The following is a 14,463-nucleotide window of genomic DNA, read 5'->3' on the forward strand; positions in this document are numbered from 1 at the left end:
CATCCGGGTGCAACCGTGCGTAGCGTTTCGGGTGATGTTGAGGGCGGTTTAGGCTAGAATGCACGGCCTCAAAGCACACCCCTTCCCGAGGCTGTCCCGAAGATGTTGATCCTGCGCGGCGCTCCTGCCCTTTCTGCCTTTCGCCACAGCAAACTCCTTGAGCAACTGAGCCAGAAGGTTCCGGCTGTCAGTGGCTTGTATGCTGAATTCGCTCACTTCGCCGAAGTCACCGGCGTCCTGACCGGCGACGAACAGCAGGTGCTTGCGCGCCTTCTGAAGTACGGTCCAAGCGTTCCGGTTCAAGAGCCGACCGGTCGTCTGTTCCTGGTGTTGCCGCGTTTCGGCACCATCTCGCCATGGTCGAGCAAGGCCAGCGACATCGCCCGCAACTGCGGCCTGAGCAAGATCCAGCGCCTGGAGCGCGGCATCGCGTTCTACGTGGCCGGTCAGTTCAGCGAAACCGAAGCGCAGCAGATTGCAGACGTACTGCATGACCGCATGACTCAGATCGTTCTGGCCAACCTCGAGCAGGCCGCCGGTCTGTTCAGCCACGCCGAACCGAAGCCGCTGACCGCCATCGACATCCTCGGCGGTGGTCGCGCCGCACTGGAAAAGGCCAACGTCGAACTGGGCCTGGCCCTGGCCGAAGACGAGATCGACTACCTGGTCAACGCCTTCAACGGTCTCAAGCGCAACCCGCACGACATCGAACTGATGATGTTCGCCCAGGCCAACTCCGAGCACTGCCGCCACAAGATCTTCAACGCCAGTTGGGATATTGACGGCGAGAGCCAGGAAAAAAGCCTGTTCGGCATGATCAAGAACACCTATCAGATGCACAGCGAAGGCGTGCTGTCCGCTTATAAGGACAACGCTTCGGTGATCGTCGGCAACGTCGCCGGCCGCTTCTTCCCGGATCCGGAAACCCGCCAGTACGGCGCGGTGCAGGAGCCGGTGCACATCCTGATGAAGGTTGAAACCCACAACCACCCGACCGCGATCGCTCCATTCCCGGGCGCGTCCACCGGTTCCGGGGGCGAGATCCGCGACGAAGGCGCAACCGGTCGTGGCGCCAAGCCGAAAGCCGGCCTGACCGGTTTCACCGTGTCGAACCTGCAGATCCCGGGCTTCGAACAGCCGTGGGAAGTGCCGTACGGCAAGCCTGAGCGCATCGTCAACGCGCTGGACATCATGATCGAAGGTCCGCTGGGCGGCGCCGCGTTCAACAACGAATTCGGTCGTCCGGCCCTGACCGGCTACTTCCGTACCTTCGAACAATCGATCACTACCCCGCACGGTGACGAAGTTCGCGGTTACCACAAGCCGATCATGCTCGCTGGCGGCATGGGCAACATCCGTGAAGAGCACGTCAAGAAAGGCGAGATCGTGGTCGGCTCCAAGCTGATCGTCCTCGGCGGCCCGGCGATGCTGATCGGTCTGGGTGGCGGCGCTGCTTCCTCCATGGCCACCGGTACCAGCTCGGCGGATCTGGACTTCGCTTCCGTTCAGCGTGAAAACCCTGAAATGGAGCGTCGCTGCCAGGAAGTCATCGACCGTTGCTGGCAACTGGGCGACAAGAACCCGATCAGCTTCATCCACGACGTGGGTGCGGGCGGTCTGTCCAACGCCTTCCCGGAACTGGTCAACGACGGCGACCGCGGTGGCCGTTTCGAACTGCGCAACATTCCAAACGACGAGCCGGGCATGGCCCCGCACGAAATCTGGTCCAACGAATCCCAGGAACGTTACGTTCTGGCAGTCGGCCCGGCCGACTTCGAGCGCTTCAAAGCGATCTGCGAACGTGAGCGTTGCCCGTTTGCCGTTGTCGGTGAAGCTACTGCCGAACCACAACTGACCGTGACCGACAGCCACTTCGGCAACAACCCCGTGGACATGCCACTGGAAGTATTGCTGGGCAAGGCGCCGCGCATGCACCGTTCGGTGGTTCGCGAAGCCGAGCTGGGCGATGACTTCGATCCGTCGAACCTCGACATCGGCGAAAGCATCGAACGCGTTCTGCACCACCCGGCCGTGGCGAGCAAAAGCTTCCTGATCACCATCGGCGACCGCACCATCACCGGCCTCGTGGCCCGTGACCAGATGGTCGGTCCATGGCAGGTTCCGGTGGCCGACGTGGCCGTCACCGCCACCAGCTTCGACGTCTACACCGGTGAAGCGATGGCGATGGGCGAGCGCACTCCGCTGGCGCTGCTGGACGCTCCGGCGTCGGGCCGCATGGCCATCGGCGAAACCATCACCAACATTGCCGCTTCGCGCATCAACAAGCTCTCCGACATCAAGTTGTCGGCGAACTGGATGTCCGCTGCCGGCCACCCGGGCGAAGACGCGCGTCTGTACGACACCGTGAAAGCGGTCGGCATGGAACTGTGCCCTGAGCTGGGCCTGACCATTCCGGTGGGCAAGGACTCGATGTCCATGGCCACTCGCTGGAACGACAACGGCGAAGACAAGACCGTCACCTCGCCGATGTCCCTGATCGTGACCGGTTTCGCGCCAGTGGCTGACATCCGTCAGACCCTGACCCCGGAACTGCGCATGGACAAGGGCACCACCGACCTGATCCTGATCGACCTCGGTCGCGGCCAGAACCGCATGGGCGCCTCGATCCTCGCGCAGGTTCACGGCAAGCTCGGCAAGCAGGCGCCGGACGTCGACGACGCCGAGGACCTGAAGGCCTTCTTCGCGGTGATCCAGGGCCTCAACGCCGACGGCCACCTGCTGGCTTACCACGACCGTTCCGACGGTGGTCTGCTGACCTCCGTGGTGGAAATGGCCTTCGCCGGTCACTGCGGCCTGAGCCTGAACCTCGACAGCGTTGCTGAATCCTCGGCAGAAATCGCCGCGATCCTGTTCAACGAAGAACTGGGGGCCGTGATCCAGGTTCGCCAGGACGCCACCCCGGACATCCTCGCGCAGTTCAGCGCTGCCGGTCTGGGCGACTGCGTGTCGGTGATCGGTCAGCCGATCAACAATGGCCAGATCAACATCACCTTCAACGGTGACACCGTGTTCGAAGGCCAGCGTCGTCTGCTGCAACGTCAGTGGGCCGAGACCAGCTACCAGATCCAGCGTCTGCGCGACAACGCCGACTGCGCCGAGCAAGAGTTCGATGCGCTGCTGGAAGAAGACAATCCAGGCCTGAGCGTCAAGCTGAGCTACGAGGTCAACCAGGACATCGCTGCGCCTTACATCAAGAAAGGCATCCGCCCTCAGGTTGCTGTACTGCGTGAGCAGGGCGTCAACGGTCAGGTGGAAATGGCGGCTGCCTTCGACCGCGCCGGTTTCAATGCGATCGATGTGCACATGAGCGACATTCTGGCGGGCCGTGTCGACTTGAACGAGTTCAAAGGTCTGGTGGCCTGCGGTGGTTTCTCCTACGGCGACGTTCTCGGCGCCGGTGAAGGCTGGGCCAAGTCTGCGCTGTTCAACAGCCGTGCCCGCGATGCGTTCCAGGGTTTCTTCGAGCGTAACGACAGCTTCACCCTCGGCGTGTGCAACGGTTGCCAGATGATGTCCAACCTGCACGAGTTGATCCCGGGCAGCGAATTCTGGCCGCACTTCGTGCGCAACCGCTCCGAGCAGTTCGAAGCGCGCGTGGCGATGGTGCAGATCCAGGAATCGAACTCGATCTTCCTGCAGGGCATGGCCGGTTCGCGCATGCCGATCGCCATCGCTCACGGTGAAGGCCATGCCGAATTCGAAAGCGAAGAGGCACTGCTCGAAGCCGATCTGTCCGGTTGCGTGGCAATGCGCTTCGTCGACAACCACGGCAAGGTCACCGAAGCCTACCCGGCCAACCCGAACGGCTCGCCGCGCGGGATCACCGGCCTCACCAGCCGCGACGGTCGTGTAACGATCATGATGCCGCACCCGGAACGTGTGTTCCGTGCCGTGCAGAACTCTTGGCGTTCGGAAGACTGGAACGAAGACGCGCCTTGGATGCGTATGTTCCGTAACGCTCGTGTGTGGGTGAACTAAGCGCTGTGTACAAGCTCGCGTTTTTTGTTCCCGACAGCCATGTCGAGGTGGTCAAGGAGGCTGTATTCGCTGCCGGTGGCGGGCGGATCGGTGACTATGACCACTGTGCGTGGCAGGTGCTTGGATCTGGTCAGTTTCGGCCTTTGGACGGTAGTCAGCCGTTCATTGGTGAGGCGGGGCGGGTTGAGCGGGTCGAGGAGTGGAAGGTTGAGCTTGTGGTTGGCGATGAGTTGATTCGCGCGGTAGTGGCGGCTCTTAAGTTGAGCCATCCCTACGAGACGCCGGCTTATGAAGTGTGGCGGTTAGAGGATTTTTGATCTTCCTTGGCTGCTGAAATGGAAAGCCCGCTGAGAGTGATTTCAGCGGGTTTTTTGGTTTTTTGGGTTTGGGTTTGGGTTTGGGTTTGGGATTGAGTGAATATCCGTTGCTGCGGTAACGGCTTCTTATGGTTTCGCCCTTACGGCGAGTCACTTTTTTCAAACGCCAAAAAAGTAACCAAAAACGCTGGGCCCCGGCGTTCGGCACCTCGCTGTGGCTCGGTGTTCCTTCGTTCCGGGATTCATCCGGGGGCATCGCCTACGGTTTGCTTCGCTGCACCTCCTCTCGATGCATGCGGCTGCGCCGCACGGTCGCTGCGCTCCCACCCCCGGATGAATCCCTCCACTCAGCCTGCCGATGGGGCCAAAAGATCAAAAGCTTTACTCGAGCTAACGCTCATCGTGTTGAGTGGTGGAAAGCGAGAAGCAGAAAGCAGAAAGCAGAAAGCGAGAAGCAGAAGGCAACTGCGTGCTGCTTGATCGTTCCCACGCTCCGCGTGGGAATGCAGCCCGGGACGCTCCGCGTTCCATTTTCGAATGTTTAAAGATGTGTGGGATTTACTGAATCTTCCCATTAGGTTTCAGGTTGCCCTTCGGAAGCTCCGGTCCTGCGGTGGTTGCTTCAAATGGAACAGGAAACCCGGCCTAGGCCGGGTTTCCCGTTTGTAATCGCTTCAAGTCAAAACTTGATGGCAACCATCAGACTTTTGCACTCACCTCACTCCGATTGACCAACCCCTCCAGCGCCGCACTCAAGCTCGGCGCTCGCTCACCTACCAGCAAGTGCCATACGCCGTCTTCCAGCGCGCTCGCACCCAGACATCCAAGTTCTTTCAATCGGCTTTCCGACAGCGCTTTGCCATCGGCCAGTTGCAGGCGAATCCGGCTCATGGCGATGCAGTCGAGTTGCAGGACGTTGTCGCTGCCGCCCAGGGCGGTCAGCCATTGCTGGGCCTGGGGTGTGGAGACGGTGACGGGCTCGCTGGTTTCGACGACGTCGGCAGGAGCAGCCACTACGGTTCGGCCCAATGCGGGCATCGCCAGGCGGATTTCGTCGGCAATGCTGTCGGCCATCGGCCCGACGACCACCTGCAAACTGCCGCCCTTGCCCGGACGTACCACGGCCATTGCACCCAGTGCTTTCAAATCGGCATCGGAGGCTTTGTTGCGATCGACCATTTCCAGTCGCAGGCGCGTGGTGCACGCGCCGACGGTGACCAGATTCTCGGCACCTCCCAAGGCTTTGATGTACGCAGCGGCGCGCTCGTTTTCTGTCAGCACGGATCTCTCGGCAGCGGCCACGTCTTCGCGCCCCGGAGTTTTCAGGTTGAAGCGGCGGATGCAGAAATCGAACACCGCGTAGTAGATGACCGCATAAACCAGCCCCACCGGCACCACCCGCCAGCCGTTGGTCGAGCGTCCCCAGCCCAGCACCATGTCGATGAAACCGCCGGAGAAGGTGAAGCCCAGATGGATGTTCAAGGCGTTGGTGATTGCCATCGACAGGCCGGTCAGCAGCGCATGCAGCAGGAACAGCAGCGGTGCGAGGAACATGAAGGCGAACTCGATAGGTTCGGTGACGCCGGTGAGGAACGCGGTCAGGGCCATCGACAGGAAAATCCCGCCCATGACTTTGCGCCGCTCCGGCAGGGCGTTGCGGTACATCGCCAGGCAAGCGGCGGGGAGGCCGAAGATCATCACCGGGAACATGCCGGTCATGAACTGGCCGCCCTTCGGGTCGCCGGCGAAGTAGCGTGAAAGGTCACCGGTGACCAGTGCGCCGGTGGTCGGGTCGGTGAAGTTGCCGAACACGAACCACGCCATGTTGTTGAGGATGTGGTGCAGGCCGGTGACGATCAACAAGCGATTGAACACCCCAAAGACGAAGGCACCGAAGCTGCCGCTTTCCATCAGCAGGGTGCCGAAGCTGTTGATGCCGTGCTGGATCGGCGGCCAGATGTAGCCGAACAGCACGCCCAGGCCAACCGCGCTGAAACCGGTGACGATGGGGACGAAGCGCCGGCCGCCGAAGAACGCCAGGTACTCCGGCAGCTTGATGTCCTTGAAGCGGTTGTACAGCGCGCCGGCCATCAGGCCGCTGACGATCCCGGCGAGCATGCCCATGTTGATGCCGGCATCGAGCACCTTCAGTGTGGAGATCATCACCAGGTAACCGATCACCCCGGCGAGGCCGGCGGTGCCGTTGTTGTCCCGGGCGAAACCGACCGCGATGCCGATGGCGAAGATCATCGCCAGGTTGGCGAAGATCACCTGACCGGCGTCATGGATGATCGCGATGTTCAGCAGGTCGGTGTCGCCCAGGCGCAGCAGCAGGCCGGCGATCGGCAGGATCGCGATCGGCAGCATCAGCGCGCGGCCGAGGCGTTGCAGGCCTTCGATGAAGAGTTGGTACATGGCGTTTGTCCTTGTTGTTTTTGTTAGCGCAGTGGCCAATGTTGATGACAGGCATGACGCACCGCCGCGGCGCTGCTCAGCTTGAGCAGATCCCGGGCGAGGCGTTGGCATTCGGCTTCGTGCAGTTGGCGCACGCGATCCTTGATTTCGCCGATCTGCACCGGGCTCACCGACAGTTCGGTCACGCCCAGGCCGATCAACACCGGCGTCGCCAGCGGATCGGACGCCAGGGCACCGCACACGCCGACCCAACGTTTATGCACTGCTGCACCTTCGCAAGTCATGGCGATCAGGCGCAGCAACGCCGGGTGCAAGGCATCGACCCGTGCGGCAAGGCCGGCGTGGTCGCGATCCATGGCCAGGGTGTATTGCGACAGGTCGTTGGTGCCGATGGACAGAAAGTCCGCGTGTTCGGCCAGTTGCTCGGCTTGCAGGGCGGCGGCCGGGACTTCGATCATCACGCCGATTTCCGGTCGTTGATTGACGCCCAGTTCCAGGCACAGGGCATCGACCCTTTGGCGGATGGACAGCAGTTCGTCGACTTCGGTGACCATCGGCAGCAGGATCCGGCAGCGCTGCAGCGGGCTGACCTGCAGCAGTGCGCGCAGTTGCTGATCGAGGATTTCCGGGCGGGCCTGGGCCAGGCGAATGCCGCGCAGGCCGAGCACCGGGTTGGCCTCGACCGGCAGCGGCAGGTAATCGAGTTGTTTGTCGCCGCCGACGTCGATGGTGCGGATGATCACTGACTTGTCGCCCATGGCATCGATCACGGCTTGATAGGCAGCTCGTTGCTCTTCGACGTCCGGCGCAGTCTGGCGATCGACGAACAGAAACTCGGTGCGCAACAGGCCGACGCCGTCGGCGCCATTGGCAAACGCATCGGCCGCTTCATGGCTGGAGGCGACGTTGGCGACCACTTCGATGGCCACGCCGTTGCGGGTTTCGGCCGGCAGGTGGGCCTGGGCTTGCTGGGCGTCGCGCCGTTGTTGGCGGTCGATCTGCGCCTGCCGGACTTCGGCCAGGCGCTCGGCATTCGGCGTCAGCTCGAGGCGACCGCCGTCGGCGTCGAGGACCACCGATTGGCCTGGCGCTTGATCGAGCAGCGCCGCGCCCAGTGCGACCATGCACGGCAAGCCTTTGCCCCGGGCCAGAATCGCTACGTGGGACGTCGCGCCCCCTTCGGCCATGCACAAACCGGCGACACCTTGGGCGCTCAGTTGCAGCAGGTCGGAGGGTGTCAGTTCGTGGGCGGCGACGATGGCGCCGGTCGGCACGTCGTAGTGCCAGGCTTCGCCGAGCAGGGCGCGCAGCACTCGCTGCTTGAGGTCACGAAGATCATTGGCGCGCTCGGCCAGCAGCGGGCTACCGGTGTTTTGCAGCACTTGGCATTGCGCGTCGATGGACTGACTCCAGGCGTGGGTCGCCGCCGTGCCGGTTTCAATCGATTGCTGCGCGGTGTCGAGCAGGGCCGGGTCTTCCAGCAGGGCCAGGTGCGCGGCGAAGATGGCTTCTTCGTCGGTATTGCGCTGTTTTTTCGCCTGGGCGAGGGTGCCGGCGATTTCGCTGCGAACCTGATTCAGCGCCGTGTCGAGAATCTGCAATTGCTGCTCGGGCTGATGATCGCCAGCGTCCGTCGGCAGACTGATCGCGTTCAAGCGAAACAGCGGCCCACCGACCAGACCCGGCGCGGCGCACACACCGTGCAACACGCCAGCCTCGGCCGGGCGATTGCGTGGGGCGGCAGCAACCGGTGCGGCGGCGTGATGGTCTTCGGGCAGGGCGGTGGCCAGGGCGGCGAGCAAGGCTTGCAGCGCAGCCTGTGCGTCCGGGCCCTGGCAACTGACTTGTACTTCGTCCTGTTCGTCAATCGCCAGGCCCATCAAACCGATGAGGCTGTTGCACGGCGCCGACTTGCCGGCGAAATGCAGCTGCGAATGGCTCTTGAACCCTTGCGCCGTCTGACGGATCAACGCCGCCGGACGCGCATGCAGCCCGCCGCGATGGGCAACCTGCACGTGACCGTGAACTTGCGGGCCGCCGAGTTCTTCTGCATTCGCCGCTGTGCTGTGACGAGCGATGATGTGCAGCAGCGGCTCGCCGACCTTCACCGTTTTCAGGGTGATGGGGCGCGCCTGGAAATCCTGGCTGTTGGTCAGGATCAGCAGGCTGACCAGGCTTTTGCACTGGCGGCCGACCTTGTCCAGGTCATAGCGCAGCAGCGGCTGCCCATGGCTGACCCGCGCGCCTTCCTTGACCAGCATCGAGAAGCCTTCGCCCTGCAACTCCACCGTGTCCAGACCCAGGTGCAGCAACAGCTCGGCGCCGTTGTCGGCGCGCACGGTCAGTGCATGGCCGGTGCGGGCGACGTGGATCACCACGCCGGCGCAGGGCGAGTACAAGGTGTCGTTCAGCGGATCGATGGCAATGCCGTCGCCCATCGCGCCGCTGGCGAACACCGCGTCCGGGACTTTGGCGAGCGTGAGCACCGGGCCGCTGAGCGGGGCGCTTAAAGTCAGCTCTTTATTGTTGTTGTGCATGGCTCGGTCTCATCAGGAAAACGTTCGGTTCGGACTCAGTGCGTACGGGTGACTTTGCTCAGGTGTCGCGGCTGATCCGGGTCCATGCCACGGGCCACGGCCAGACCGGCCGCCATCACGTAGAAACTCTGGATCGCCAGGATCGGATCGAGGGCCGGGTGCTCGGCACGGCTGAGGGTCAGGTCGCGTTCGCTCACGTCATCCGGCGCGGCCAGCAGCACGCGGGCGCCGCGTTGGCGCATCTCGGCCGCCAGGCTCAGCAGGCCGGCCTGTTCGGCGCCGCGCGGGGCGAACACCAGCAACGGGTAGTGTTCGTCGATCAGGGCCATCGGACCGTGACGGACTTCGGCGCTGCTGAAGGCTTCGGCCTGGATCGCCGAGGTTTCCTTGAATTTCAGTGCGGCTTCCTGGGCGATGGCGAAACCGGCGCCACGGCCGATCACCATCAAGCGCTCGCAATCACGCAGGGCGTCGATGGCCAGGCTCCAGTCCTGTTGTGCAGCTTCGCGCAGACCTTCGGGCAGGGCGTTGTGCGCCTCCAGCAATTCGGCGTCTTCTTTCCAGTGGGCGATCAGACGGGCGCTGGCGCTGAGGGTGGCGATGAAACTCTTGGTCGCGGCGACGCTGCTTTCGGTGCCGGCCAGCAACGGCAGGCTGAATTCACAGGCAGCTTCCAGCGGCGAATCGGCGGCGTTGACCATCGACACGCTCAAGGCGCCGCGCTTGCGCAGCAGGCGCAGGCTGTTGACCAGATCCGGGCTCTGGCCCGACTGGGAAAACGCGAACGCGACCTGACCGCTGACCTTCAACGGCGCCTGTTGCATGGTCACCACGGACATCGGCAACGACGCCACCGGAATCCCCAGTTGCTGCATGGTCAGGTAGGCGAAGTAGCTCGCCGCATGATCGGAGCTGCCACGGGCGACGGTCATTGCCACTTGCGGCGGCTGACGGCGCAGACGCCCGGCGATCTCGATCATTGAAGGGTCGAGTTGTTGCAGTTGGGCTTGCACGGCCTCGAACGAGGACAGCGCCTCCTCAAGCATTTTTGAAGTCAATGTCTTCTCCTTCGACCATGACGGCGGTCAGTGTGAGTGAGCGATCCAGCCGCACGCAGTCGGCCCAGGCGCCAGGTGCAAGGCGCCCGCGTTCGGTGATGCCGAGGTAGTCGGCGGGGAATTGCGAAAGACGTTGCGAGGCCTCGGCGACCGGCAGGCCGATCTTCACCAGATTGCGCAGGGCCTGATCCATGGTCAGGGTGCTGCCGGCCAGGGTGCCGTCCGCCAGCCGCACGCCGCCCAGGCATTTGGTGACGGTGTGGCTGCCGAGCTTGTACTCACCGTCGGGCATGCCGGCGGCGGCGGTCGAGTCGGTGACGCAGTACAGGCACGGAATCGAGCGCAGGGCCACGCGGATCGCGCCGGGGTGCACGTGCAGCAAGTCCGGGATCAGCTCGGCGAATCTGGCGTGGGCGAGGGCGGCGCCGACGATGCCCGGCTCGCGGTGATGCAGCGGGCTCATGGCGTTGTACAAATGGGTGAAGCTGGTGGCGCCGGCTTCGAGGGCGGCGACACCTTCCTCGTAACTGCCGAGGGTATGGCCGATCTGCATGCGGATGCCACGGCGGCTCAGCTCACGAATCAAACCGTCATGGCCGGCGATTTCCGGGGCGATGGTGATCACCCGGATCGGAGCCAGTGCCAGATAGGCTTCGACCTCGGCCATCAACGCGGTGTGGGCGAAGTTTGGCTGGGCGCCGAGTTTGCCGGGATTGATGTACGGGCCTTCGAGGTGCACGCCGAGGACCCGGGCGGAACCTCTCGGACGCTGTTCGCAGAATTCGCCTACATCCTTGAGCACGCTGGCAATCTCGGCACTCGGCGCGGTCATGGTGGTGGCGAGCAGCGAGGTGGTGCCGAACCGCACGTGGGTTTTGGTGATGGTCTCGAAAGCGCTGGCGCCTTCCATGATGTCCTTGCCGCCACCGCCGTGGACGTGCAGGTCGATGAAGCCCGGCAGCAGATAGGGCAGATCATTGGTTGCCGGATCGCAAGGCACACCTTCGATCGACACGACTCTGCCGTGTTCGTGGATCAGCCGGCCGCGAACCCAGCCGTCAGCGGTGAGGATGTTGTCTTCGGACATTTCGCTTCTCTCGTTTGGCCTGGCTGCTGATCAGCGGCGAAGCTCTGCAACAAAGTCGTAGTAGTCGTTGCGGCAATAGGTGTCGGTGACTTCGATCGGCGTGTTGTCTTCCAGGTAGCCGACCCGGGTCATCAGCAGCATCGCGGTGCCGGGGGCGATGCCGACCAGTGCGGCGAACTCGTCCGAGGCGTTGATCGCCTGGATGTGCTGCAAGGCGCGCACGATCGGTTTGCCGATGCTGTCGAGGTGTTCGTAGAGGGAATCGCCCACCACTTGCGGCTTGGGCATGATTGAGGCGGGCAGGGTGCTCATCTCGATGGCCATCACGGTGTCGTCGGCCTTGCGCAGGCGCTTCATGCGCGCAACCTTGTCGTTCGGCGACAGGCCGAGGCGGATCAGTTCTTCGTGGGTGGGCAGGGTGATTTCCCGCTCCAGCCATTGAGAGCTAGGCACAAAGCCCTTGAGGCGCAGCATTTCGCTGAAGCCCGACAGGCGCGACAGCGGTTGTTCCAGGCGTGGGGTGATGAAGGTGCCGGAACCTTGCAGGCGGCGGATCAAGCCTTGATCGAGCAGGACTTCCAGCGCCTTGCGCGCGGTCACCCGGGAAATCCCCAGCCGTTCGCTGAGGTTGCGCTCCGATGGCATCGCCTGTTCGGCTTTCCACTGGCCGGCATGGATCGCCGCCTCCAGGTTGCGCGCCAGTTGCAGGTACAGCGGCGTCGGCTGGGAGTCGTCAGGGCGCAGGGCGTGGAGATCGTTCATGCAGGGCACTTCCGGAGCTGATATTGGATTGTTGTCGCTCGCTGTTTCGGCGAAAACTAATACCACTTGAATACCATGTCAACGCAGTGGAAAAGCCTGTAGTCCTTTGGGTTTGGGTGTTTGGGGGTGGGTGGTTCTAAGTGGTATTAGAGGTGGGCTCGGCAAAGCAAAAAATCGCAGTCTGCGGCAGTTCTTCCGGGTGAAAGTGGTATCACCGTTGAACAAGTGCCGCAGGTTGCGATTTATTTGAATTTATTTGTGGCGGGCGACCAATGGTCGAGAAAAAGGGCCACTTTGTGGCCCCGTAGAGCGTGTAGCCTTGTTACTGAATCAAGGGCGGATTTCGATCATCGTGCCATCCGGCACCAGGTTCCAGACTTCGCGCATGTCGACGTTGCGCATGGCGATGCAGCCGTCGGTCCAGTCCAGGGTGTGAAACAGTTGTTCGGGCGTTTCCTCGGAGTCCGGTGTGCCGTGAATCATGATCATGCCGCCAGGCTCTACGCCTTCACGGCGGGCACGGGCAGAGTCGCTGATGTTCGGGTAGGAGATGTGCATCGACAGGTTGAATTTTTCACTGGTCTTGCGCCAGTCGATCCAATAGAAACCTTCCGGTGTACGTTTGTCGCCTTCAATCAGTTTCGGGCCCTTTTTCGCGCCTTTGCCCAAGGAAATACGGTAGCTCTTGAGTGGCTTGCCGTCGGCGATCAACTGCAGTTGATGAGCCGATTTGAGCACCAGTACTTTTTCGATGAGCGGGGTGTTCGAAGGCGTCACGGTGGTCACGAATGACGCTTGGGAAACGGTGACGAACGACAGGCAAAACAGGGCAAGCAACCAGCGCATTGAAACGTTCCCCAGCAATGAAGCAGATACTTTATTTATAGATAGTGTGCAGGCGCTGTCGCGGGCTGCGTTAGCCGGTTATCGGCCGGTCGCCGTCGAAATCAAGTGATGGCCGGTTGAGCCAGTGGCGGGATCGATTCGGAGCGAACCGGATAGACCTCGACGCGCCGGTCAGCAAAGAAGCATTCCAGAGTACGGCCCACCGTGCGAAAAGCCAGCTCGTCCCAGGGAATGTCCGCTTCGTCGAACAATTGCACTTCCAGGCTCTCGGGGCCAGCGGCAAAGTCCAGATCCGCCAGCTCGGCGCGGAAAAACACATGCACCTGACTGATGTGCGGCACGTCGATCAGGGTGTAGATGCTCAGATTGCGCACCCGGGCGCAGGCTTCTTCGGCGGTTTCGCGGATAGCGGCCTGTTCGATGGTCTCGCCGTTCTCCATGAAGCCGGCGGGCAGTGTCCAGTAGCCCAGGCGTGGCTCGATGGCGCGGCGACACAGCAGGACCTTGGTGCCCCAGGTCGGTACACAACCGGCCACGATATTGGGGTTCTGGTAGTGAATCGTCTGACAGCTGTCGCAGACGAATCGCAGCCGCGAGTCGCCTTCGGGAATGCGCTGGGTCACCGGGTTGCCGCACTGGCTGCAAAATTTCATGCTGGGGTTCCTGAATGCTGCGCCTATCTTGGCGTGCAGCGGTGTCGGTCGGCAAGTTGTCGTTTCGCGACATGACCCCCGTTCGGGGGCTTGGGCGGTCGCACTGATTGGTGCATGATGCAGGGCAAGGCACCGATCGAGAACACTTATGCTGGACGAGCTACTGCACCGGGTAAGCAATCACACGCCGCGTACGCTGGAGACCGACACGCGTTTCCCCGAGGCCGCTGTCCTGGTGCCGATTACTCGCAGTGACGAACCCGAACTTGTCCTTACCCTGCGCGCCAGCGGGCTCTCGACCCACGGCGGCGAAGTCGCCTTCCCCGGTGGACGACGGGATCCGGAAGACCCGGACCTGGTGTTTACCGCCCTGCGCGAAGCCGAAGAGGAAATCGGCCTGCCGCCGGGACTGGTCGAAGTGATCGGCCCGCTCAGTCCGCTGATTTCCCTGCATGGCATCAAGGTCACGCCGTATGTCGGGGTGATTCCCGATTTTGTCGAATACCAGGCCAATGATGCCGAGATCGCTGCGGTGTTCAGTGTGCCGCTGGAGTTCTTCCGCAAGGATCCGCGCGAACACACCCATCGCATCGACTATCAGGGTCGCAGTTGGTACGTGCCGAGCTATCGTTACGGCGAATACAAGATCTGGGGGCTGACGGCGATCATGATCGTCGAGTTGATCAACCTGCTCTATGACGCCAAAATCAGCCTTCATGAGCCGCCGAAAAGCTTTATCAGTACCTGAAGCCATCGCTCGAATGGCCAGCCATCGTGAGCCCTGAGGAA

Annotated in this window: 10 protein-coding genes; 3 read left to right on the forward strand and 7 right to left on the reverse strand. The window is 62.5% G+C overall.

Annotated elements, in window-relative coordinates; genetic code table 11:
• Positions 1–102 precede the first annotated feature (102 nt).
• Both purL and L6D81_RS05810 read left to right on the forward strand, forming a co-directional pair.
• Positions 103–3,999, forward strand: coding sequence for a phosphoribosylformylglycinamidine synthase (purL, locus tag L6D81_RS05805; protein WP_236178253.1), 3,897 nt, complete (start codon positions 103–105; stop codon positions 3,997–3,999).
• Positions 4,000–4,004: 5 nt separating this feature from the next.
• Positions 4,005–4,316 (forward strand): YqfO family protein, encoded by a 312-nt coding sequence (locus L6D81_RS05810; protein WP_236178254.1) that lies wholly within the window; start codon positions 4,005–4,007, stop codon positions 4,314–4,316.
• Positions 4,317–5,015: 699 nt separating this feature from the next.
• Here the strand turns inward: L6D81_RS05810 and nagE are convergent.
• The 7 genes from nagE to L6D81_RS05845 form a co-directional block, all read right to left on the reverse strand.
• Positions 5,016–6,731: an N-acetylglucosamine-specific PTS transporter subunit IIBC gene (gene nagE, locus L6D81_RS05815; protein WP_236178255.1), complete on the reverse strand. Its 1,716-nt coding sequence runs from the start codon at positions 6,729–6,731 to the stop codon at positions 5,016–5,018.
• A gap of 23 nt (positions 6,732–6,754) precedes the next feature.
• The gene (ptsP, locus tag L6D81_RS05820) at positions 6,755–9,268 is read right to left on the reverse strand and encodes a phosphoenolpyruvate--protein phosphotransferase (RefSeq protein ID WP_236178256.1); all 2,514 of its coding nucleotides are present in this window, start codon (positions 9,266–9,268) and stop codon (positions 6,755–6,757) included.
• 35 nt (positions 9,269–9,303) lie between these two features.
• Entirely contained in the window at positions 9,304–10,326 is a 1,023-nt protein-coding gene (locus tag L6D81_RS05825) for an SIS domain-containing protein (RefSeq protein ID WP_236178257.1), read from the reverse strand.
• Positions 10,307–11,413, reverse strand: a complete 1,107-nt coding sequence (nagA, locus tag L6D81_RS05830) for an N-acetylglucosamine-6-phosphate deacetylase (RefSeq protein ID WP_236178258.1) — start codon at positions 11,411–11,413, stop codon at positions 10,307–10,309. The genes L6D81_RS05825 and nagA overlap by 20 nt, the downstream gene beginning before the upstream one ends.
• A gap of 30 nt (positions 11,414–11,443) precedes the next feature.
• Complete coding sequence (locus L6D81_RS05835; RefSeq protein WP_236178259.1) at positions 11,444–12,175, reverse strand: GntR family transcriptional regulator; 732 nt, start codon at positions 12,173–12,175, stop codon at positions 11,444–11,446.
• 330 nt (positions 12,176–12,505) lie between these two features.
• Positions 12,506–13,021, reverse strand: coding sequence for a L,D-transpeptidase family protein (locus L6D81_RS05840; RefSeq protein ID WP_236178260.1), 516 nt, complete (start codon positions 13,019–13,021; stop codon positions 12,506–12,508).
• Positions 13,022–13,122: 101 nt separating this feature from the next.
• Positions 13,123–13,674, reverse strand: coding sequence for an NUDIX hydrolase (locus L6D81_RS05845; RefSeq protein ID WP_085608171.1), 552 nt, complete (start codon positions 13,672–13,674; stop codon positions 13,123–13,125).
• 148 nt (positions 13,675–13,822) lie between these two features.
• On the opposite strand from L6D81_RS05845, the gene L6D81_RS05850 reads away from it, so the two are divergent.
• Positions 13,823–14,422 (forward strand): CoA pyrophosphatase, encoded by a 600-nt coding sequence (locus L6D81_RS05850; protein WP_236178261.1) that lies wholly within the window; start codon positions 13,823–13,825, stop codon positions 14,420–14,422.
• Positions 14,423–14,463: the final 41 nt, after the last annotated feature.

The organism is Pseudomonas sputi, assembly GCF_021603585.1.
Taxonomy (GTDB): Bacteria; Pseudomonadota; Gammaproteobacteria; order Pseudomonadales; family Pseudomonadaceae; genus Aquipseudomonas; species Aquipseudomonas sputi.

Coding starts and splice junctions, on each gene's coding strand:
- purL (WP_236178253.1), top strand. CDS start 103: ATGTTGATCCTGCGCGGCGCTCCTGCCCTTTCTGCCTTTCGCCACAGC.
- L6D81_RS05835 (WP_236178259.1), bottom strand. CDS start 12,175: ATGAACGATCTCCACGCCCTGCGCCCTGACGACTCCCAGCCGACGCCG.
- ptsP (WP_236178256.1), bottom strand. CDS start 9,268: ATGCACAACAACAATAAAGAGCTGACTTTAAGCGCCCCGCTCAGCGGC.
- L6D81_RS05850 (WP_236178261.1), top strand. CDS start 13,823: ATGCTGGACGAGCTACTGCACCGGGTAAGCAATCACACGCCGCGTACG.
- nagA (WP_236178258.1), bottom strand. CDS start 11,413: ATGTCCGAAGACAACATCCTCACCGCTGACGGCTGGGTTCGCGGCCGG.
- L6D81_RS05845 (WP_085608171.1), bottom strand. CDS start 13,674: ATGAAATTTTGCAGCCAGTGCGGCAACCCGGTGACCCAGCGCATTCCC.
- L6D81_RS05840 (WP_236178260.1), bottom strand. CDS start 13,021: ATGCGCTGGTTGCTTGCCCTGTTTTGCCTGTCGTTCGTCACCGTTTCC.
- nagE (WP_236178255.1), bottom strand. CDS start 6,731: ATGTACCAACTCTTCATCGAAGGCCTGCAACGCCTCGGCCGCGCGCTG.